This window comes from Streptomyces sp. NBC_00286 (genome assembly GCF_036173125.1).
Lineage (GTDB): Bacteria > Actinomycetota > Actinomycetes > Streptomycetales > Streptomycetaceae > Streptomyces.
In genome coordinates, this window is sequence record NZ_CP108054.1 from 7,690,743 (window position 1) to 7,712,323 (window position 21,581).

Below are 21,581 nucleotides of genomic sequence, written 5' to 3' on the forward strand. Positions count from 1 at the left end.
CGGGCCCGCTCCCGCGCGCTCCACAGGCGCACCTCCCAGAAGCATCGACGCAGAAGATCCTGACACCGGGGTAATCCGTGAAAAAGCTCTCCGCACGACGACGCCATCCGCTGGCGGCGGTCGTCGTCCTACTCATCGCGCTGGCGGCCACCGGGGGGATCTACACCCTGGTCGCGCCCCCGGACAAGGCCGTGGCCGATGAGACCGCCCAGTCCCTCACCATCGAGGAGGGTCAGAAGCTCTACGCCGTCGGCTGCGCCAGTTGCCACGGCACCGGCGGTAAGGGCACCACCGACGGTCCGAGCCTGGTGGGTGTGGGCGCCGCGGCCGTCGACTTCCAGGTCGGCACCGGCCGGATGCCGGCACAGCAGCCCGGCGCCCAGGTACCGGAAAAGCCGAAGGTCTACTCGCAGGCCGAGATCGACCAGCTCGCGGCGTACATCGCCTCGCTGGGCGCCGGTCCCGCCGTGCCGACCGAGAACCAGTACAGCCCGGAGGGCGCGGACATCGCCAAGGGCGGCGAGCTGTTCCGTACCAACTGCGCGCAGTGCCACAACTTCACCGGCAAGGGCGGCGCGCTGACCAACGGCAAGTACGCCCCGACGCTGGAAGACGTCGATCCGAAGCACATCTACGAGGCCATGCAGACCGGCCCGCAGAACATGCCGTCCTTCCCCGACAGCACGCTGACGGAGCAGAACAAGAAGGACATCATCGCGTACCTGGACGAGGTCAACAGCGACAAGTCGAAGAGCCCCGGCGGCCTCGAGCTGGGCGGCCTCGGGCCGGTCACTGAGGGCCTGTTCGGCTGGGTCTTCGGTCTCGGTGGACTGATCGCCGTCGCCGTGTGGGTGGCCGCCCGGACCGCAAAGGCCAGGAAGTCATGAGCAGCCAAGAAACTCCAGAAGAGAACCTGCCCGCTGAGCAGGCCGCCGACAAGAACGGCGAAGTAGCCGTTCCCGGCGAGAAGCACCCGTTCGCGGACCCGGGGCTGCCGCCCCACGAACACCGCATCCAGGACATCGACGAGCGGGCCGCCAAGCGGTCCGAGCGTACGGTCGCCCTCCTGTTCACGGTGTCGATGCTGTCCACGATCGGCTTCATCGCCGCGTTCGTGGCGATCCCGGTCGACAAGTCTGTCTACATCTGGCCGCTCGGCCACATCAGCGCGCTGAACTTCGCGCTGGGCATGACCCTCGGCAGCGCACTGTTCTGCATCGGTGCGGGCGCGGTCCACTGGGCCCGCACGCTGATGTCCGACGTGGAACTCGTCGACGAGCGGCACGCGATCGAGGCCACGCCCGAGGTCAAGGCCAAGGTCATGGAGGACTTCCGGCAGGGTGCCAAGGACTCGGCCCTCGGCCGTCGCAAGCTGATCCGCAACACGATGTTCGGCGCGCTGGCCCTGTTCCCGCTCTCCGGCGTCGTCCTGCTGCGCGACCTCGGTCCGCTGCCGGAGGACAAGCTGCGGCACACGCTGTGGGCCAAGGGCAAGCTGCTCGTCAACATGAACACGGACGAGCCGCTGCGTCCCTCCGACATCGCGGTCGGCTCACTGACCTTCGCCAAGCCCGAGGGCCTGGAGGAGCACGACCACGGCTTCCAGACCGAGATCGCCAAGGCGGCTCTGATGATCGTCCGGATCCAGCCGGACGACATCAAGGACAAGCGCGAACTTGAGTGGTCCCACGAGGGCATCGTGGCGTACTCGAAGATCTGCACCCACGTGGGCTGCCCGGTCTCTCTGTACGAGCAGCAGACGCACCACGTCCTCTGCCCGTGCCACCAGTCCACCTTCGACCTCTCCGACGGTGCCCGAGTGATCTTCGGCCCGGCCGGTCACGCCCTGCCGCAGCTGCGCATCGGTGTGAACGACGAGGGCTACCTCGAGGCGCTCAGCGATTTCGAAGAGCCCGTCGGTCCTTCATTCTGGGAGCGCGGATGAGCACTGCACACGACGACGACCGCCGCAAGGCACCCGCGGGCGAGCGGGTCGCCGACTGGGCTGATGGCCGCCTCGGCATCTACGGCCTGGCCAAGGCCAACATGCGCAAGATCTTCCCGGACCACTGGTCCTTCATGCTGGGTGAGATCTGCCTCTACAGCTTCATCATCATCATCCTCACGGGTGTGTATCTGACGCTGTTCTTCCACCCGTCGATGAACGAGATCGAGTACCACGGCAGCTACGTGCCGATGCAGGGCCAGCTGATGTCGGAGGCGTACGCCTCCACGCTGGACATCAGCTTCGACATCCGCGGCGGTCTGCTGATCCGGCAGATCCACCACTGGGCGGCGATCGTCTTCCTGGCCGGCATGTTCGTGCACATGATGCGCGTCTTCTTCACCGGCGCCTTCCGCAAGCCGCGTGAGATCAACTGGCTGTTCGGCTTCCTGCTGTTCGTGCTGGGCATGTTCACCGGTTTCACCGGTTACTCGCTCCCGGACGACCTGCTCTCCGGCACCGGTGTCCGCTTCACCCAGGGCGCGATCCTGGCCACGCCGATCGTGGGTACGTACATCTCGATGTTCCTGTTCGGCGGGGAGTTCCCAGGCACCGACTTCATCGCGCGGTTCTACTCGATCCACATCCTGCTGCTGCCGGGCATCATGCTCGGGCTCGTGGTCGGCCACTTGATCCTGGTCTTCTACCACAAGCACACGCAGTTCGCGGGGGCCGGACGCACCAACAAGAACGTCGTCGGCATGCCGCTGCTGCCCGTCTACATGGCCAAGGCCGGAGGCTTCTTCTTCCTGGTCTTCGGCTTCATCGCCATGCTGTCCGCGGTCGCGACCATCAACCCGATCTGGAATCTGGGGCCGTATCGCTCGGACCTGGTGTCCACGGGCGCCCAGCCCGACTGGTACATGGGCTTCGCCGAGGGACTGATCCGCGCCATGCCCGGCTGGGAGATCAATTTCGCCGGCCATACGCTCGTCCTGGGTGTGTTCATTCCGCTGGTGCTCTTCGGTCTCTTCCTCGGAGTGATCGCGCTCTATCCGTTCATCGAGTCCTGGATCACCGGGGACAAACGCGAGCACCACATCCTGGACCGGCCGCGCAACGCCCCGACCAGGACGGGCTTCGGTGTCGCGTGGATCACCGCGTACATGATCATGCTGATCGGCGGTGGCAACGACATCGTCGCCACGCACTTCCATCTGTCGATCAACGCGGTCACCTGGTTCGTCCGGATCGGGTTCTTTGTCGGGCCGGTCATCGCGTTCATCGTCACCAAGCGGATCTGTCTCGGCCTGCAGCGCCGCGACAAGGAGAAGGTGCTGCACGGCCGCGAGACAGGCATCATCAAGCGCCTGCCGCACGGTGAGTTCATCGAGATCCACGAGCCGCTCAGCCAGGAACAACTGCACGTGCTCACCACGCACGAGCAGTACCAGCCGGCCGAGATCGGCCCGACGGTCGACGAGAACGGCGTCGAGCGCAAGGTGAAGGCTCCGCAGAAGCTGCGGTCCAAGCTCAGCAAGGCGTACTACGGGGAGGACAGCCAGATCCCCAAGCCGACGGCTGAGGAGTACCGGGAGATTACGAGCGGTCACGGCCACCACTGATCTCCGATCGTTCGCCACGCGGTTCCAAAGAGCCCCGTCCATTGCATGGACGGGGCTCTTTGCCGTGCCCGGGGCTGGATAGGGTGTTTCCCATCCTTGTATGGAGTCCCTGATCCGGGACGGAACCCAGGAGCGGCTTATGAGCGCTGTGATCCCCGCTGGAGGCGACACCGCGGCGGGTCGTTCCTGGCCCGCGCTGTTGAACGGCTTGCTGGACGGGCGTGACCTGAGCGCGGACGACACGGCCTGGGCGATGGACCTGATCATGCGGGGCGAGGCGACCGACGCGCAGATCGCCGGGTTCGCGGTGGCGCTGCGGGCCAAGGGCGAGACCGTCGACGAGATCGCCGGACTCGTGCGAACGATGTACCAGCACGCGAACGTGATCGAGGTGCCGGGAGAGACGGTCGACATCGTCGGCACGGGTGGTGACGGGGCCAAGACGGTCAACATCTCCACGATGTCGGCGATCGTCATCGCCGGGACCGGGGCGAAGGTCGTCAAGCACGGCAACAGGGCGGCTTCGTCGGCGTCCGGTGCCTCGGACGTACTGGAGAAGCTCGGGGTCAACCTGGAGCTGACACCGAGGCGGGTGGCCGAGGTGGCCGAGGAGGCCGGGATCACCTTCTGCTTCGCGGTGAAGTTCCATCCGGCGCTGCGGCATGTGGCCGCCGCGCGGGGGCAGTTGGGCATCCGCACGACCTTCAACTTCCTGGGGCCGCTCACGAACCCCGCCCGCGTGAGGTCGCAGGCCGTCGGGGTCGCCGACGCGCGGATGGCGCCGATCATGGCCGGCGTCCTCGCCGAGCGCGGCAACTCGTCGCTGGTGTTCCGCGGCGACGACGGCCTGGACGAGCTGACGACGACGTCCACGTCGCGGGTGTGGGTGGTCCGTGACGGCAAGGTCCACGAGGAGACCTTCGATCCGCGGGATGTGGGGATCGAGTTGGTACCGGTGGAGGCGTTGCGGGGCGCTGACGCGTCGTACAACGCGGATGTCGCGCAACGGCTGTTGGGTGGGGAGACGGGTCCTGTACGGGACGCTGTGCTGCTGAACTCGGCGGCGGCGTTGGTGGCTCTGTCCCCGGGCGACGGCCCGCTGGCGGACCAACTGCGTGAGGGGATGGGCAGGGCGGCGGAGGCGATTGACTCCGGGGCGGCGAAGCGGACGCTTGACCGCTGGGTAGCGGTCAGTAACGGCTAACGGTCCGTTGTGGCTTGTCGCGCAGTTCCCCGCGCCCCTGAGGTGGTTGGTGGGTGCGGGGCCGCGGTCCGGTGCGTCAGCCCGTCGCCAACAGGGCATACGACCCCGTGCTGACACAGGGCGTAGCTGTGCCCAGACCGAAGCTAAGCGACGGGCATACGACGCACCGGCCCACGTCCCCTCCCGCCGGAGGGAGAGTGCCGGTTTCGTCGTGGCTGGCGAGCCTGGCGACTGGTGAGTATTTCAGCTGACGGCTCGGGGAGCGCCCCTTCAGGGGCGCGGGGAACTGCGCGACCAGCCACGATGCACCCGCGGCCGCGACACGACTGTCACCCTCCACCCCGGTGGGCACCCTACCGACCCGCGGTAGGCGCCCCACCCACGCCACAAACCCACCCACCCGCCGAAGGCGCCACCCACCCCGCTGGAGGCAGAGGGGCCTGGGGGCGGAGCCCCCAGTTTCGGGAAGGGGCGGGGTTGGGGAAAGGAACCGCTCGTTACGGCACCGTCCGGGATCCGGACCCGAGTTGCGGGCGGACGATCGGACCGCTTAGGTTCGATGCCAGGTCATGAGTGACAGCCACAAGGCCCCGGCCGGCTGTCCGGCAACCCTCCGTCCGTGGCGGGGTGCCCCGGGTGAAGACCAGGTCGTAGGCAGCAAGGCCTACGACAAGCGCGGACCCCTCGCACAGACCAGGGGTCCTGGTCTTGAGGGAGTGTCATGTCTGCCAACACCGCCGTCGCCGAGCAGTCCGTTGCCGAGCCGTTGGCCGTCCTGGGACGGGACGTCACCGTCCCGCTCGTCACCGGCGGCGAAGTCACGTACGCCGCCCTCGACTACGCCGCCAGCGCCCCGGCCCTGCAGCGCGTATGGGACGACGTGGCCGCATACGCGCCGTACTACGGAAGCGTGCACCGCGGCGCCGGCTACCTGTCCCAGCTGTCCACCGACCTGTTCGAGAACGCCCGGCAGACCGTCGCCGAGTTCCTCGACTGCCGCGACGAGGACCAGGTCGTCTTCACCCGGTCCACCACCGACTCGCTGAACCTGCTCGCCGCCGCCCTCCCCGCCGACTGCCAGGTCTACGTCTTCGAGACCGAGCACCACGCCTCGCTGCTGCCCTGGCGGCAGGCCCGCGTCACGTACCTCGACGCGCCGCGCACGCCCGCGCAGGCCGTCGCCACCCTCGAGCGCGCGCTCGCCGAACGCGACCCCCAGGGACCGGCCCTGGTCTGCGTCACCGGCGCCTCGAACGTCACCGGCGAGCTGTGGCCCGTACAGGAGCTTGCGGCGGCCGCGCACGCGCACGGTGCGCGGATCGTGCTCGACGCGGCGCAGCTGGCGCCCCATCACCCCGTCTCCGTAAGGGAGTTGGACGTGGACTGGGTCGCCTTCTCGGGGCACAAGCTGTACGCGCCCTTCGGCACGGGCGTGCTGGCGGGGCGCTCCGACTGGCTGCGTACGGCCGAGCCGTACCTCGCGGGCGGCGGTGCCAGCCGCAAGGTGACCCGGCGTACGGACGGCGGCGTCGACGTCGAGTGGCACGACACCGCCGCCCGTCACGAGGCCGGCTCGCCCAACGTCATCGGCGCCTACGCCGTCGCCTCCGCCTGCAAGGCCCTCACCGAGGCCGGCTTCGACGCGCTTGTCGCGCGTGAGCAGTGCCTGATCCGCAAGGTGCGGGAGGGCCTCGCCGACGTGCCCGAGGTGCGGGTTCTCTCCCTGTTCGGAGATGACGCCCCCCGCGTCGGCGTCATCTCCTTCGTCGTCGAGGGGTGGAACAGCTCGCACTTCGCCGCCGCGCTCTCCGCCGAGTACGGCATCGGCGTACGGGACGGGCTCTTCTGCGCCCATCCGCTCGTACGTACGCTGCTGGGGAGCGACCCGCAGTCGCAGGGCGAGTGCGGGGCCCCCGAGGCCGCACCCGGGGAGAAGTCCCTCAACGCGATCCGGGTCAGCTTCGGTGCGGGGACGCCGGACGAGCACGTGGAGCGGTTCGTGCAGGCCGTGAAGGAGCTCGTCCGGGACGGCGCGAAGTGGAACTACCGTACGGAGGACGGGCGTTGCGTTCCCGACACCTCCGCCTGAGCGGGCACCTCCCCGTCGGTCACCGGTAGCCGGGCACCGAGGGCGATCATCCGCAGGGCGCGTTCGGTGGCGTCCGTGAGGAGTTCGGTGGCCCGGTCCATGGCCTCGGCCAGGGGCATCGGGTAGGGCATGATCCCGTGGTAGGCGTCCACGCCCGGCACATTGTGGGCGCCCTCGCCGAGGGTGCCCGCGAGGGCCAGGACCGGCCGTCCGTACTGCTTGGCGCGGCGGGCCACCTCGGCCGGGACCTTCCCGCGCGGCGTCTGGTGGTCCAGTGCGCCCTCGGCGGTGATCACCAGGTCGGCGCGGGCCAGGCGGGCGTCCAGGTCGAGGCGTTCGAGGAGGACCTCGAAGCGGGGGAGGAGCCGGGCGCCCAGGGCGGCGAGGCCGGCGCCCAGGCCGCCGGAGGCTCCGGTGCCGGGGCCGTTGCGGAGGTCGGTGTCGGGGACGGCGACGTCGCGGGTGAGGACGAAGGCCCAGTTCTCCAGCGCCGCCGACAGCTCCTCGACCTGCTCGGGCGTCGCGCCCTTCTGCGGGCCGAACACCCGGGCCACGCCCCGCTCGCCGCACAGCACGTTGTACGGGTTGCAGGCGACGAGCAGTTCCACGTCCTTCAGCCGGGCGTCGAGACCGGACGGGTCGATGCGATGGAGCCGGTTCAACTCCAGCCCGCCGGGGCCGAGTTCGAGACCGTCCTCGTCCAGCAGCCGGGCCCCGAGCGCCTGGAGCGCGCCCGCGCCCCCGTCCGAGGTGCCCGAGTCGCCGCAGCCGACCAGGATTCGCCGTACGCCCATGTCGAGGGCGGCGCCGATCAGTTCGCCGACGCCGTAGGTGGTGGTGGCGCCCGGGTCGCGTAGATCGCGCGGAACCAGGGAGAGTCCGGCGACCGCCGCCATCTCCACCACCGCGGTGTCCCCGCCGCCCAGCAGCGCGAAGTGGGTGCCGACGATCTCCCCTAGGGGGCCGGTGGCGGACAGGGTGACGACCCGGCCCTCGGTCGCGGCGGCCAGGGCGGCGGCCGTACCCTCGCCGCCGTCCACCAGTGGGACGAGGTCGAGTTCGGCGTCGGGCAGGACACGGCGTACGCCGGCCGCGATGGCGTCGGCGGCGGCCTCCGCGGACAGGGACTCCTTGAAACCACTGGGGGCTACGACTACACGGGTCAGCATGAGGGCTCCTTGACGGGTGACGGATCAGCGGGAACGGGGTGATGGATCAGCGGGTGACGGACACGCCGAGCAGCGGCCAGACCGCGACGGCGAAGAGCAGGACGAGCGCGGCGGTCAGCGGCGCCAGGAAGGCGGACAGCCGCAGGAGGTCGCGAGGGGCGTAGGTGGGCACGTCGGGAATCTGGGAGAAGAGCGTGACCGGCTTGGCGGAGGCGGGAAGCGTGTGGCAGAAGCCCGCGGCGGCGGTGGAGGCGATCGCGGCCGACACCGGGTTGACGCCGACGCCGACGGCGGCGGCCGCCACCAGCGGGACCAGGACGGATGAGCGGGCCGAGCGGGACTGCAGGACCAGGTGCGCCGCCGTACTGATGACGATCACGAGGGCCAGGAACACCACCGGGGGCTCATTCGTCGGCAGCCCGGAGACCAGCCACTTCGCCGCTCCCGAGTGCTCGAGCGCGAGGCCCATCGCCATCGTCGCCGCCATGAAGAGCAGCAGGGACCAGGGCACGGTCTTCAGCGCGTCCTTCATGCGTACGGTTCCCAGGGCGGGCGAGGCGGCGATGATCGCGCCGATCAGCGCGACGATCGCGGGCGACAGGCGGTGCAGCGGCTCGCTGCACCACAGGAGTACGACCGTGGCGAGCAGCAGGGCGCAGCGCTTCTCGGCCTGCGTCCAGGGGCCGGTGACCTGGCTCTCGCTGTGCTCCTGGATCTGCTCGGCGGTGATGTGGACCGGGCCGCGGCGGTCCTTGCGACGGGTCGTCGTCAGGAGCACCAGCTCGGCGGCCAGATGGGAGGACGTCACCGCCAGCGGCAGGCCCAGCAGCAGCCACTGCGTGAAGCCGATGTGCTCCCCGGTCTGGTCCAGCAGCACCGACACGGTGATCAGATGCGCGCCGGCGCCGATCAGGGTCGCCACCGCCGACAGCAGGATCACGGTCGGGAACAGCAGCGCCAGCATCACGACCAGGCGCTTCCGGTCGGCGAGCACCTTGGCCAGGGCGAGGAACACGGGCAGCGCGAGCGCCGCCCGGCCCGAGGTGGCCGGCACCGCGAACGCCGTGACGACCAGCGCGGCCGTCGTCAGATGTACGAGCTGCCGCACGGTGCGGGCCCCGCTGACCAGGAACACCGCCGCCCGCCCCGCGAGCCCGGTCCGGGTGACCGCGGCCGCGATGACGAAGGCGCAGATGAGCAGCCACACCGTGGAGTCGCCGAGGGTACCGAACAACGCGTTGTTGCTGATGACGCCGGTCACCGTGAGCGCCAGTGCGGCGCCCAGCGCGATATACGTGTCGTCGATGTTCGTGCCGACCCAGGCGGCCGTCGCCAGGACGAACACGATGAGTGTGAAACGCGCGTCGGCGCCGAGCCCGGGGAAGTTCATGGGCATCGCGAGCAGCGTGCTCAGGGACAGCGCCACGCACAGGGCAATGGTTGCTCGTAGGTTCAATGTCACGTCATCGAGGGTTCACTCGGGCGGTGAGCCGTCGATGAGCCGAATATGAAAGGAACTTCACCCAGGCATTCGGGCAGCCGTCAGCCCGGGCTCTCGCCCGGGCTTCGGCAGGGGCTTCACGCGGTGGGCAGCCGGTATCCCATCCCGCGGACCGTCTCCACCCGCTCCGCCCCGAGCTTCTTGCGCAGCGTGCGCACGTAGACGTCCACGATGTTGGACCCGGGGTCGAAGTCGTAGCCCCACACGTGGGACAGGATCTGCTCCCGGGACAGCACCTGCCCCGGATGCCGCAGGAACAGCTCCAGCAGGACGAACTCACGGGCCGTCAGGTCCACGGTCTGCTCCCCGGCCCGGGCGCGGCGGGTGCGCAGGTCCAGGCTCAGCGAGCCCGACTTGAGGACCGTCACCTCGGGTGCCCTGGCGGCCGTACGCAGCCTGAGTCGGACTCGGGCGAGCAGCTCCTCGAAGCGGAACGGCTTGGTCATCCAGTCGTCGGCGCCGCCTTCCAGGCCGGCCACCGTGTCCCGTACGGAGTCCCGCGCGGTCAGCACGATCACGGGGGTCGTCACCCGGGCCTCGCGCAGTTCGCGCAGGATGGTGAAGCCGTCCCGTCCTGGCAGGTTGAGGTCCAGCACCATCAGGTCGAAGCCGCCGGTCAGGGCGTACTCGAAGCCGTCGTCGCCGTCCGAGGCGACGGTCGTGGTGAAGCCGTTGGCGCGCAGGCCTTTGTCGACGAACGAAGCGATGCGTTCCTCGTCCTCGACTATGAGGATGCGGTTCACGTGGGGCTGCCTTCCAGTACCTGGGATTCGGTCAGAACGAGGGTGAAGGTGGCACCGCCGCCGGGTGTGTCGTCCAGCCGTACGCGGCCCCGGTGCCCCTCCGCGATCGCCTTGACGATCGACAGTCCGAGTCCGGCGCCTGAGCCGCGGGCACCGCGCCGGAAGCTTCCGCGCCGGAAGCGTTCGAAGATGATCTCGGCGTCCTGCTCCTGGACACCGGGCCCGGAGTCGGCGACGTACAACTCCAGGTTCGGACCGTCGACGCGGGAGCCGATACGGATGGTCTGGCCGGGCGTGGTGTGCTGCACGGCGTTCTGCGCCAGCTGGACCATGGCCTGTGTGATCCGCTGGAAGTCCAACTCGGCTTCCACGTCGGCGACTTCGGCCAGCTGCCAGTCGCGCTCCCCGAGGGTGCGCGCGTTGACGAAGACATCGGCGGTGAGCTCCGCGACCTGGACCGGCTCCGGTACCACGAAGTCGGGCCGCTCCGTCTTGGCGAGCAGGAGCAGGTCCTCGACGATGCGGCTCATCCGGTCCAGCTCGTCGGCGACGAGCCGGATGGTCTCCTCACGGTCGGCAGGATCGTCACCCATCACCTCCAGGTGGCCGCGCACGATGGTGATCGGGGTGCGCAGCTCGTGTCCGGCGTCGTCGACGAACTCGCGCTGGGCGGTGAAGGCCCGCTCCAGCCGGTCGAGCATCGCGTTGAACGTCTCGGCCAGGGCGGCGATGTCGTCGCTGCCGCGCACCGGGATACGGCGGGTGAGGTCCTGCTCGGTGAGCTCCGCGGCCGTGGTGCGCACCAGCCGCACCGGCTTGAGGATCCGCCCGGCGACCCCCCAGCCGATGCCGATGGTCAGCAGCAGAGCGCCCCCGGAGATGCCGAGCAGGATACGGAACTCATGGTTCACGCGTTCCTGCTCGGCCTGGGGATGGATGGCCACCACGAACGCGGCACTCGGACTCGCGCCCCGCTGCGCCACGGAGACCTTGGCCCAGCGGACCTCGCCCTCCGCCCGGTGCAGCACGCCCGAGGAGGCGGAAGAACGGAAGATCTGGCGCAGGGCGTGGTTGTCCTCGATCAGAGGCTGCGTGCCGGGCACGTCGTGCTGTTGGAGAATCTTCCGCGGGTCGGGTTCGCCCGGCACGCGCTCCAGGCCGATGAGCTCTTCGTCAGGGTCGGGGAACTGCCGTTCCAGGAAGGCATACAGCACCTCGGCCGGATCCGTGAACGCCCGGCCCGTCTGCGGATCCCCGCCGCGCTCCTCGAAGTTGACGAACTCGGCGGTCTCCTGGGTGAGCAGGCGGTTGATCCGCTTGTCGACGTCCTGCAGCAGCAGGTAGCGCGTGGTGGTGGCCACCGAGACAAGCCCGACGGCCATCATGAGCAGCAGCCAGAGGAGGATCCGGAACCGGGCGGTGATCCGCCGGTGCCCATGATCAGTTGTCACCGGGTCCGTCGTCACCGGGGCCGTCGTCGGCGTCGCCCTGGCCGCTGTCGTCGTCATCGTCGTCCCCCGTGGGGCTGTCGGTCACCGGAGGCCGTACGACCTCGTCGCTGGGCGTCGGCGAGGGCTTGGGTGTGGGGGAGGGCCCGGTGCCGGGTGAGATGGTGGGCGAGGGAGGGCCGCTGTCCAACTCCACCGTGGCAGGGACCTTGGGCGATTCGGGATTGTCGGCCAGAGCGAAGCTGGTCGCGGCGATACCCAGCGGGATCAGTACAACGGCGGACAGCGCCGCCATTCGACGAGAGAAAGCCATGTCCGTAACCCTGCGGCCGGAAGACGGCGAGAAGCATGAGCCCAGGATGAAGAACTCTTCATCCTGGGCTTCAGTGGACCGTCCGTGGCCATGGGCTTCGCCAGACCGTCAGTGGTCGAGGCCGATGGAGAACGCCGCCTCGAGGTCGTGCTGCGAGTACGTACGGAACGCCACATGCGTGTCCGTGGCCTCCACTCCCGGAATCTTGCTGATCTGCCCGGGGATGATGTCCGCCAGATCGTCATGGGCCTTCACCCGGACCATGGCGATCAGATCGTACGTACCGGTCACGGAGAAGACCTCGCTGACGGAGTCCAGCGCCGCGATCGACTCGGCGATCTCGGGGATGCGGTCCACGCTGGTCTTGATGAGCACGATCGCGGTGATCACGGCTGGTTTTCTCCCTCGGTGGCCGTCGCTGGGGATTTCACTTTAGCCGTACGGCCCTGACGCACCCACGCGTAGAGGAAGCCGAAGGAAAAGCCCAGGAGGTGGGCCAGATAGGCGACCCCCGGACCCCTGGTCTCACGGGTCGCAGCCAGCCACTGCAGGGCCACCCAGAACGGCAGGACCACCCAGGCCGGGAACCGCAGCGGCAGGAAGAACAAGAACGGGAAGAGACTGGTCACGCGGGCTTTGGGGAACAGGTAAAGGAACGCGCCGAGGACCGCGGAGATCGCCCCGGAGGCGCCGACCAGGGACTGTCCGGAGTCGGCGTGGGCGGCCGCGTAGCCGAGCAGGGCGAGGCAGCCGCAGCCCAGATAGAAGAGGGCGTACCCGAGGTGGCCCATCCGTTCCTCGGCCATCGCACCGAAGACGAAGAGGAAGAGCATGTTGCCGAGGAGATGCAGCCAGCTGCCGTGCACGAACAGCGCCGTGGCCGGGGTGACGACGGCACGCGCCTCCCCGCGGAAAAGCTCGACGGGCACGACACCCCAGCGCTCGAAATAGGCCCGCTGCGCGGAAAGGAGCTCGTCACCGGTGCCGTACACGGGGTTGAGCCCCGAGGCCGGGCCGAACAGGAAGATCAGACAGCACAGGGTGATCAGTGAGTGGGTCACCGGTGCGGACTGACTCCGGGCCGCCCGGACGAGGGTCGCACCCCAGTTGCCGATCATGGTCAGATCATGACGTAACCGGACCAGGCAGCGCATAGTGCCTCGCCGTTCCCCGGTGACGGGCGTCGACTACACGCCAGGCCGTAGGGTTACGAGCCAACACGCTCCGGCGCCGCCCGGCGCGGAACGAAGCACCGACGAAAGAGAGCGACTGCGACGATGACGGTTCCCCTGCCGACCGCCGAGACCCGGTGGCGCTGCACGCTCTGCGGCAATCTCACGCGCTTCGACGTGACCCGTTCGTCGAAGGTCGTGGAGTACGTGCACCTCGATCTGGCCGGTGAGCCGAAGGTCGAGGAGCAGGAGGTGGTCAGTGAGACCATCGAGTCGGTGCGCTGTCGCTGGTGCAATGCGGTGGATCAGGTGGAACTCGTGGACAGGCCGGGCGCCGGCTCCTGAGGGAGCGGGCCCCGTCGAGGTATTGGGGTGACCGATGGTGGAGACCACAGGCGGGGAGCCGGCCGACGGCGCCGCTGAGGTGCTCGACCGCCCGATGCCCGACGGAGTGCGCCGCAGGGTCGTACAGATCGTCTCGGACGGCTTCGGCGGGCTGACGGTCGCCGAGCTGCCCACCCAGCTGCGGCAGTACGCCCGCTTCACCCCGACCCGCCGCGCCAAGTTCGCCGGCAACGCCATGGCGGCGGCCCTGGAGACCGATCCGCTCTTCCGGCAGCGGATCGGCGAGCGGCTCCGAGAGGCCCAGCCGGAGCTCGCCGGCGCCCTCGACTCGGGCTCGCCGCCCCCGGCCGCGGACCCGCTCGACGTGGCCGCCGCGGCCTATGTGCTCCGGCCCACGGGCTGGGTGAAGCTGGTGACCGCCGCCGGTGAGGAGGCCCAGCGGGCGGACGCCGAGCGCGCCGACGAGGAGAACCGCGCCGAACTGGAGCGGCTGCGCCAGGAACTCGCCGAAGCCCGCGGCCAGACCAAGGCCGAGACCGAACGGCTGCGTACGGAGCTGGAATCGGCGAAGAAGGAAGCCGAGTCGCTGCATCGCAAGCTGCGCTCCGCCCTCAGCGACGTCAAGCGCGGCGAGGCCGCCCTGCGGAAGGCACGGGGCGAGATCGAGGCCGTACGCGCCGAAGGGCAGGCCCAGGTGTCGGCCGCCGAGAGCGAGACCCGGCGGCTGAAGGCACGGCTCGGGGAGACGGAGGCCGCCCTGGAGGCCGCCCGCAGAGCGGCGCGGGAGGGCCGCAGCGTCGAGGACATGCGCGTACGACTGCTGCTCGACACCGTGCTCGACGCGGCACAGGGACTGCGGCGCGAGCTGGCCCTGCCGCCCGTGTCGATGCGGCCCGCCGAGACCGTGGACGCGGACGAACCGGGACGGATGACCCCGAAGGACATCGCCGCCCGCGCACTGTCCGACAACGACCCCGCGATCCTCGACCAACTGCTCGCGCTGCCGCAGGCGCATCTGGTCGTCGACGGCTACAACGTCACCAAGACCGGCTATCCCCAAATGCCCCTGGAGAAGCAGCGGTTGCGCCTCCTCGGTCAGCTCTCGCAGCTCGCCGCGCAGACCGGCGCCGAGGTCACCTGCGTCTTCGACGGGGCCGAACTGGCCGCCCCCGTACTGCTCGCGCCACCGCGCGGCGTACGCGTGCTGTTCTCCAAAGCGGGCGTCACCGCCGATGAGTTGATCCGCCAACTGGTGCGCGCCGAGCCGCCCGGCCGGCCCGTCATCGTCGCCTCGACCGACCGGGAGGTGGCCGACGGAGTGGCCAAAGCGGGCGCGCGGCCGGTGGCTTCGGCGGTGCTGCTCAAGCGCTTTTCGCGGGGTTGACTCCGCCCGTCCGGGGAAGGCGACCCGGCCGCCTCCAGCGCGGCGGAGCTTTTGCGGCGTACGCCCCATGAGGACCGTAGATCCCAATCGCAACCTCTGTGCCGCTTGCCCGAATTGACGTGATCTATACGCAACGTAGTGTCAAGCGTGCATGACCGCATGTGAGTTCGGTGTAAAGAAAACGCTCGGTAGCCGAGATTTTTCCTGCAAGGATTTGATCTGATCACAGGAGGATCACTAAGGTCTGGCCTCGAACCTCCACTCGGGTGATCGCTTATCGGGAGCGACGGTGGAGGGGCCCCGCCAACCGGTGTTCTCGGTGGCGGCTGAGGTAATGAAGGAGCTCGCCCACGTGGCGTCCCACCGTCGACCTAAGCAGCCGAGCCGCACCCGCGTGACCGTGCTCACCACCGCCGCCGCTGCCGCCGTGGCCCTCACCTCACAGGCGGCCAACGCCGCGCCCGGCGAGAAGCCGAGCAAGGACGAGGTCAAGGCCAAGGTCGACAAGCTCTACCACGAGTCGGAGCTGGCCACCGACAAGTACAACGGGGCCAAGGAGAAGCAGGACAAGCTCGAGAAAGAGATCGACACCCTCCAGGACCAGGTCGCACGCGGCCAGGGCGATCTCAACGACCTCCGGGACGGCCTCGGCCTGATGGCCAGCTCCCAGTACCGCACGGGCGGCATCGACCCCTCCGTGCAACTGTTCCTGTCCTCCGACCCGGACACCTACCTCGACAAAGCGTCCGCGATGGACCAGATGAGCTCTCAGCAGGTCGAGACGCTCAAGAAGGTCCAGGAGAAGCAGCGCACGCTCGCCCAGCAGCGCCAGGAAGCCGCCGAGAAGCTCAAGGACCTCGCCGACACCCGCAAGACCCTCGGCGAGAAGAAGAAGGAGATCCAGGGCAAGCTCTCCGACGCGCAGAAGCTTCTCAATACCCTCACCGCCAAGGAGAAGGCGGCACTCGCCGCCGAGGAGCAGCGCGCCAGCCGCTCCGCCGGGGACCGCGTCGACCTCGGCAACGAGAAGCCGGCCTCCGGCCGCGGTGCCGCCGCCCTCGCCGCTGCCGAGACCCAGCTCGGCAAGCCGTACGTCTCCGGTGGCAGCGGCCCCAACTCCTACGACTGCTCCGGGCTGACCCAGTGGGCCTACGCCCAGGCCGGGGTGGGGATCACCCGGACCACGTACACGCAGCACAACGACGGCACGAAGATCGGCCGCGGCGAGCTCGCGCCCGGCGACCTGGTGTTCTTCAACAACCTCGGGCACGTCGGCCTGTACGCGGGCAACGGCACGATCATTCACGCCCCGAAGCCGGGCACCGTGGTCCGCTTCGAGTCGATGAGCACCATCGGCACCTTCCAGTTCGGCGTCCGCATCTGAATTCCCTCGCGGCTCGGGCGATACTGGGCCGCATGCGGATAGTGGGCACGGCCCGTATCGCCGCCGCCCTGGCACTGGCCTTGGTGGCGGCGGTCGGCTGCACCGGAAGCGACGACGGCGACGAAGCCGGGCGTACGAATCCACCGGCGTCGTCCCGCGCGGCCAGCAAGTCCCCTGCTGCGACGCCCAGTCCGAGCCCTTCCCCGGCGAACCCGGTGTCGATCCCGGGCCTGATCGCGCGCAAGCACACGGGCTCGGACCTGCGGCTCGGCGCCGTACGCGCCCGCACCGACGCCTACACCAGCTACACGGTCACGTACGAGGCGAACGGGCTCACCATCTCGGGCCTGATGAACATCCCGCGGGGCAAGGGCCCGTTCCCGGCGCTGGTGCTGGCCCACGGCTACATCGACCCGGCCATCTACACCACCGGGCGCGGCCTCGCCCGTGAACAGGACCTGCTGGCCCGTAACGGCTACGTGGTGCTGCACACCGACTACCGCAACCACGCGGACTCCGACCGCGACGCCGACAACGACGTGAACCTCCGCCTCGGCTACACCGAGGACGTCATCGGAGCCGCCATGGCGCTGCACTCGTCCGGCCGGCCGGAGATCGACGGAGAGCGGATCGGCCTCCTCGGGCGGTCGATGGGCGGCGGCGTGGTCTACAACACGCTGGTGGTGGCGCCCGGCCTCTTCGACGCCGCGGTGGTCTTCGCGCCCGTGAGCTCACGTCCGGCCGAGAACATCGACCACTTCCAGCGCCGTAACGGCGATCCGATCGTCGCCGAGATCGAGGCGAAGCACGGTACCCCCAAGGAGAGCCCGGAGTTCTGGAAGCAGGTCTCGCCGCTCACCTACGTAGACCGCGTGACCGAGCCGCTGCTGGTCCACCACGGCACCGCCGACGACACCTGCCCGATCGCCTGGTCGGAGCGGGTGGTCGCCGACTTCGAAGCGGCGGGCAAGAGCGTCGAGTTCGTGATGTACGCCGGTGAGGGGCACACGTTCGCGCCGCGCTGGCCGGACTCGATGGACCGGACGATGACGTTCTTCGAGCGCCACCTGCGTTGAGCGCTCCCCGTCACCACCGGCCGAACGGGGGAATTCCGTCGCTCCCCGGCGGCCGTACGTCCCGCCGGTGACCTGCGTCTGAGGCGGGACGTCACGGTGTGTGCACGCCCAGGGCTTTGTTCGTTGCGTAGTCGCGCGGCTACTGTCTGGCGCGCTTCCCCCGACTCAGGGGGTTCGTCAGCGGAAGGGAGAGCGGTTTTCCGTGGGTTCTCATCGCCGTCCCGCACCATCCGGTCTCGACCGGGGCGCCCGCAGCGCCACCGTTTGCGTACTGTCCGCCGCGGCAGCGGCCCTCGGTCTCGTCCCGGCGGGCGCCACACCGCCCTCACCGGCCGTGCCTCAGGACGACGCACGCGCCGAGATGGACCGGCTGTACGCGGAGGCCGAGCGGGCCACCGAGGCGCACAACAAGGCTGGTGAGCGCGCGGACGCCCTGCGCGAGAAGGTGACCACCGCCCAGGACCGGATCGCCCGCCAACAGGACCGCATCAACACCATGCGGGACGCGATCGGCTCGCTCGCCGGTGCCGAGTACCGCTCGGGCGGCCTCGACCCCTCCCTGGCGCTGATGCTCTCCGCGGACCCCGACGACTACCTCGACAAGGCGGCCGTACTCGACCGGATCGGCGTCCGCCAGGCAGGCGCCCTCAAGGACCTTCGGAGCGCCATGAGGCAGCTCTCCCAGGAACGCAAGGAAGCCACCCGCGACCTCGCCGAGCTGGAGAAGAGCCGCGTGGCCGTCACCCGCCACAAACGCGTCGTCGAGCGGAAGCTCACCGAGGCGCGGCAGCTCCTGAACGCGATGCCGGACCAGGAGCGCGCCGCCTACGATCGCGCCTCCCGCTCCGGCCGCCTCCCCGACCTCGGCGGCGCCGTCCCGCCCTCCGCGCGCGCGCGGGCCGCCGTCGCCGCGGCCCGTTCGGCCGTCGGCCGCCCCTACGTCTGGGGCGCCAACGGGCCCACCGGCTTCGACTGTTCGGGCCTCATGCAGTGGTCGTACGCGCAGGCCGGCGTCGGCCTGCCGCGCACCTCACAGGCCCAGGCGCACGCCGGCCACCGGGTGCCGCTCTCGCAGGCGCGGCCCGGCGACCTGGTCACCTACCGCAGCGACGCCAGCCATATCGGGATGTACATGGGCAACGGCCAGGTGATCCACGCGCCCTACCCGGGCGCTCCCGTCCGCTACGACCCCGTAGGCATGATGCCGATCTCGTCCGTGACGCGCCCCTGACCTCAGCGGCGACGGCCCGTACGATCAGGACTTGTGGCTGGTCGTACGCATGTGCCGTGGTGGATGATCGGGCTGTTGCTGGCCGGTCTGGTGGCCTGCGGCTCGACGGCCCCCGACCCCGCCGCCACGGACGCCCAGCGGCTGCTCGACCGGCGGGCTCAGGCGGTGCTCGACGGCAACGGGAGCGCGTACGTCGCCACGTGGGCGCCCAGCCGTGAACCGGCCGCCGCCCGCACCGAGTTCGAGCGGCTGCGGGCCCTGCCGCTGGAGTCCTGGTCCTACCGCGTGACCGGCTTCCACCGCTCCGGCGACCGCGCCACCGCCGAAGCGGACCTCAGCTACCGCATAGCCGGCTACGACAAGGCGCCCCTCGTCGCCGCCCGCACCCTGAGCCTGAGACGCGAAGACGGCCACTGGTACGTCGCCGCCGACCGGCCCGCCGAGGACGCCAGCGAGCAGCTGTGGGAGCAGGGCGCCGTCGAGGTCGTACGCGGGGAGCACAGCCTCGTCCTCGGTGTCGGGCAGACGGCCAGGGCCCTGCGCGGGTACGCCCAGCTGGCCGACCGCGCGGTGCCGGCGGTCCAGGAGGCGTGGGGCGAGGAATGGTCGGGACGGGTCGTCGTCCTCGTACCGAAGTCACTGGACGAGATGGCTCAGCTGCTCGGGGCGCCCGCGTCCGGATACCGGGGGATAGCGGCCGTCACCACCGGCGAGACGGGAAGCGCGGCGAAGGCGCCCGCGGACCGGATCGTGGTCAACCCCGACGCGTACGCCGTCCTCGGCGGCTTCGGCCGGCAGGTCGTCCTCACCCACGAGACCACCCATGTCGCCACCCGCGCCCAGACCACGGCGGCCACCCCCCTGTGGCTCTCCGAGGGCTACGCGGACTGGGTCGGCTACCGCGGCACAGGCCGCACCCCCGTACAGGGCGCCCCCGAATTGCGCGACGCGGTGCGCGACGGGCGGGCCCCCGGCGGGCTCCCGGCCGACAAGGATTTCGAGTTCGGCGGGGAGGCGGGCGGGCTGGCGGAGGCGTACGAGGCCGGCTGGATGGCCTGCCGGCTGATCGCCGAACGGTGGGGCGAGGTGCGCCTCGGCGAGTTCTACCGCGCGGTGGGTGCGCACGGTTCGCGCGAGGGTGCGGTGGAGGCCGCAATGGGGGAGGTGCTGGAGACGACGCCGGAGAAGTTCACCGAGCAGTGGCGGGCGTATCTCGCCTCTCAACTCGGCTGAGTCAGCTGCTCGGTCCGGGGCGGGGGCGCCTGGCCGGGCTCCGGAGCCGGGCGCTCGTGCGGCACCGTGTCGCGCCACAGGCGTACCGCCGCGATGGCCGTCGCGGCGACCAGCAGGCCGTTGCGGAGGAAGAGGACGGTGACGCCCAGAGCGTCGCTGGCCACGACATGGCCGAACCAGAGGGGGAACTCCAGGACCGTCAGGAACGCCGCCGCGAGAAGCAGGACGGCCGGCAGGGTCATCCGGCTCTCACGGAACAGCAGGCAGACGGCGGCGATGCCGATCAGCCACACCAGGTACTGCGGGCTGATCACCCGGCTGGTGACCGTGAACAGGAGTACGGCCACGAACGCGGCGTCGGAGAGGGTGTGCGGCGCGAAGCGCCTGGCGCGCAGGCGCCACAGCAGGAGCCAGCCGAAGGCGAGCATGGCCAGCATGAGAGCCGCGGTGCTCACGACGCCGACGTAAGGGCCGACGAACTCCATGGAGCCGTAGTTGAGCAGCACCTCGCCCTCCCAGCCGAAGTGCCGGGCTACGTGGAAGACCAGGGCGCCGAGGGACTCGACCTCTGTGCCGCGGTCGCGCTGGGCGGTCAGGAACGCGAACGCGCCGGGCATCGTCACGGTGAACGCCAGCGCGATCGCCACGGCCGTCACCGCCGCGGCGGCCCAGGGCTTCCGCTTCGTGGTGCCCACCAGGAGCAGGGCCGGCCATACCTTCAGGAGCGCGCCGAAGGCCGCGAGGGCGCCGAGTAGCCGTGGGCGGCGCAGGCCCGCGAGGAGCGCCGCCACGGCGACGGCTGTCACCATCACGTCGTAGCGGGCGTAGACCGTCGGGCCGAGGAGGGGGACGCCGAGGGTCCACACCCAGGCGCCGCGTGGGCTCTGGCCGGGGCGGCGGCCCGCGTACTGGAGCAGGGCGAGGACGCAGGCGTCGGTGAGGCAGACGAGGACGAAGAACGCCGAGGCGTAGTCGAGGAAGGGCAGCAGGGCGGGGGAGAGGATGGGGAGGGCGGCGGCGGGTGGGTACTGCCAGGCCACGTCGCTCAGCGGGAACGTGCCGTCGCGGAGGGTGACGTACCAGCCCTGGTAGATCCCCTCGACGTCGGTCGTGACGTCCGGGCCCGGGAACACGATCACCTTGAAGACGAAGATGAGCAGCAGGATTCTGGTGAGGGTCCAGACCGCGAGCAGCCCGTACGTGCTTGTCGCCCTCGCGTGTGCCATGGCCGCCCAGTTCTGTTTCGTGGGGATGCTGTGCGTTGCCATGATGACGTGTTTTTGGGCGAGGTTTCTTTTCCCCAGCCCCACCCCTTCCCGAAACTGGGGCTGCGCCCCAGGCCCCCGCCAGGGGGTGGTGGGTGACACTTCGTGTCGCGGGTGCGGGTTGTGTGTGGCTGGTCGCGCCCACGCGGCGGAGCCGCAAATTGACACAGCCCCGCGCCCCTTGGGTGGTTGGTGGGTGCGGGGCCGCGGGCCGGTGCGTCAGCCCGTCGCCAACAGGGCATACGACCCCGTGCTGACACAGGGTTCTGGTGTGCCCAGACCGAAGCTAAGCGACGGGCATACGACGCACCGGCCCACGTCCCCTCCCGCCGACGGGAAGCAGCGGGCAGTCGGGGGTCCGGGCTTTCCGTGCGGACGGGTACGGGGCGCAGGCCCCTTCGGGGCGGGGGCTTTTTCGGTTCGCTTGCTCTTCCGGGTGCGGGCAGTCGCAGGC

19 protein-coding genes and 1 riboswitch are annotated in these 21,581 nt (G+C 70.0%); of the genes, 11 read left to right on the top strand and 8 right to left on the bottom strand.

The genetic code is table 11. The features are described 5' to 3' along the window. Window positions 1-77: 77 nt before the first annotated feature. From qcrC to OHT21_RS34750, 5 genes are all read left to right on the top strand, one after another. A complete protein-coding gene (gene qcrC / locus OHT21_RS34730) occupies window positions 78-887 on the top strand; it encodes a cytochrome bc1 complex diheme cytochrome c subunit (RefSeq protein WP_328772217.1) in 810 nt (269 codons plus the stop codon). Then, the gene (gene qcrA / locus OHT21_RS34735; protein WP_328772218.1) at window positions 884-1,945 is read left to right on the top strand and encodes a cytochrome bc1 complex Rieske iron-sulfur subunit; all 1,062 of its coding nucleotides are present in this window, start codon (window positions 884-886) and stop codon (window positions 1,943-1,945) included. Before qcrC ends, qcrA begins: the two co-directional genes overlap by 4 nt. Continuing rightward, a complete protein-coding gene (gene qcrB / locus OHT21_RS34740; protein ID WP_328772219.1) occupies window positions 1,942-3,570 on the top strand; it encodes a cytochrome bc1 complex cytochrome b subunit in 1,629 nt (542 codons plus the stop codon). Before qcrA ends, qcrB begins: the two co-directional genes overlap by 4 nt. 139 nt (window positions 3,571-3,709) lie before the next feature. Next, window positions 3,710-4,774 (top strand): anthranilate phosphoribosyltransferase, encoded by a 1,065-nt coding sequence (gene trpD, locus OHT21_RS34745; RefSeq protein ID WP_328772220.1) that lies wholly within the window; start codon window positions 3,710-3,712, stop codon window positions 4,772-4,774. Between the two features lie 565 nt (window positions 4,775-5,339). Then, a riboswitch (SAM riboswitch) is annotated at window positions 5,340-5,456 on the top strand. 39 nt (window positions 5,457-5,495) lie between these two features. Beyond that, window positions 5,496-6,863: an aminotransferase class V-fold PLP-dependent enzyme gene (locus OHT21_RS34750; protein ID WP_328772221.1), complete on the top strand. Its 1,368-nt coding sequence runs from the start codon at window positions 5,496-5,498 to the stop codon at window positions 6,861-6,863. Here the strand turns inward: OHT21_RS34750 and OHT21_RS34755 are convergent. The 7 genes from OHT21_RS34755 to OHT21_RS34785 form a co-directional block, all read right to left on the bottom strand. Beyond that, window positions 6,818-8,032 (bottom strand): glycerate kinase, encoded by a 1,215-nt coding sequence (locus OHT21_RS34755; RefSeq protein ID WP_328772222.1) that lies wholly within the window; start codon window positions 8,030-8,032, stop codon window positions 6,818-6,820. The two genes, OHT21_RS34750 and OHT21_RS34755, sit on opposite strands and share 46 nt — an antisense overlap. 46 nt (window positions 8,033-8,078) lie before the next feature. Further along, the gene (locus OHT21_RS34760; protein WP_328772223.1) at window positions 8,079-9,494 is read right to left on the bottom strand and encodes an SLC13 family permease; all 1,416 of its coding nucleotides are present in this window, start codon (window positions 9,492-9,494) and stop codon (window positions 8,079-8,081) included. 116 nt (window positions 9,495-9,610) lie between these two features. Further along, complete coding sequence (locus OHT21_RS34765) at window positions 9,611-10,276, bottom strand: response regulator transcription factor (RefSeq protein ID WP_328772224.1); 666 nt, start codon at window positions 10,274-10,276, stop codon at window positions 9,611-9,613. Further along, entirely contained in the window at window positions 10,273-11,784 is a 1,512-nt protein-coding gene (locus OHT21_RS34770; protein ID WP_328772225.1) for a sensor histidine kinase, read from the bottom strand. Before OHT21_RS34770 ends, OHT21_RS34765 begins: the two co-directional genes overlap by 4 nt. Beyond that, entirely contained in the window at window positions 11,717-12,037 is a 321-nt protein-coding gene (locus OHT21_RS34775; RefSeq protein WP_328772226.1) for a small secreted hydrophilic protein, read from the bottom strand. The genes OHT21_RS34770 and OHT21_RS34775 overlap by 68 nt, the downstream gene beginning before the upstream one ends. 108 nt (window positions 12,038-12,145) lie before the next feature. Then, the gene (locus tag OHT21_RS34780; protein ID WP_328772227.1) at window positions 12,146-12,427 is read right to left on the bottom strand and encodes an Lrp/AsnC family transcriptional regulator; all 282 of its coding nucleotides are present in this window, start codon (window positions 12,425-12,427) and stop codon (window positions 12,146-12,148) included. Then, complete coding sequence (locus OHT21_RS34785) at window positions 12,424-13,155, bottom strand: rhomboid family intramembrane serine protease (protein ID WP_328772228.1); 732 nt, start codon at window positions 13,153-13,155, stop codon at window positions 12,424-12,426. Before OHT21_RS34785 ends, OHT21_RS34780 begins: the two co-directional genes overlap by 4 nt. Window positions 13,156-13,314: 159 nt before the next feature. Between OHT21_RS34785 and OHT21_RS34790 the strand changes: the two genes are divergently transcribed. The 6 genes from OHT21_RS34790 to OHT21_RS34815 all read left to right on the top strand — a co-directional run bounded on the left by OHT21_RS34790 (window position 13,315) and on the right by OHT21_RS34815 (window position 19,862). Beyond that, entirely contained in the window at window positions 13,315-13,554 is a 240-nt protein-coding gene (locus OHT21_RS34790; protein WP_165340765.1) for a hypothetical protein, read from the top strand. Window positions 13,555-13,588: 34 nt separating this feature from the next. Next, window positions 13,589-14,938, top strand: a complete 1,350-nt coding sequence (locus OHT21_RS34795; RefSeq protein ID WP_328772229.1) for an NYN domain-containing protein — start codon at window positions 13,589-13,591, stop codon at window positions 14,936-14,938. 352 nt (window positions 14,939-15,290) lie between these two features. Further along, a complete protein-coding gene (locus OHT21_RS34800; RefSeq protein ID WP_328772230.1) occupies window positions 15,291-16,322 on the top strand; it encodes a C40 family peptidase in 1,032 nt (343 codons plus the stop codon). 32 nt (window positions 16,323-16,354) lie between these two features. After that, complete coding sequence (locus tag OHT21_RS34805) at window positions 16,355-17,398, top strand: alpha/beta hydrolase family protein (protein WP_328772231.1); 1,044 nt, start codon at window positions 16,355-16,357, stop codon at window positions 17,396-17,398. Window positions 17,399-17,600: 202 nt separating this feature from the next. Continuing rightward, window positions 17,601-18,629 carry a C40 family peptidase gene (locus OHT21_RS34810; RefSeq protein WP_328772232.1) on the top strand — a complete coding sequence of 343 codons (1,029 nt, stop codon included), beginning with the start codon at window positions 17,601-17,603 and terminating at the stop codon, window positions 18,627-18,629. 63 nt (window positions 18,630-18,692) lie between these two features. Beyond that, window positions 18,693-19,862 carry a hypothetical protein gene (locus OHT21_RS34815; protein ID WP_328774338.1) on the top strand — a complete coding sequence of 390 codons (1,170 nt, stop codon included), beginning with the start codon at window positions 18,693-18,695 and terminating at the stop codon, window positions 19,860-19,862. Here the strand turns inward: OHT21_RS34815 and OHT21_RS34820 are convergent. Further along, complete coding sequence (locus OHT21_RS34820) at window positions 19,850-21,088, bottom strand: glycosyltransferase family 87 protein (RefSeq protein ID WP_328774339.1); 1,239 nt, start codon at window positions 21,086-21,088, stop codon at window positions 19,850-19,852. The two genes, OHT21_RS34815 and OHT21_RS34820, sit on opposite strands and share 13 nt — an antisense overlap. Between the last annotated feature and the right edge of the window lie 493 nt (window positions 21,089-21,581).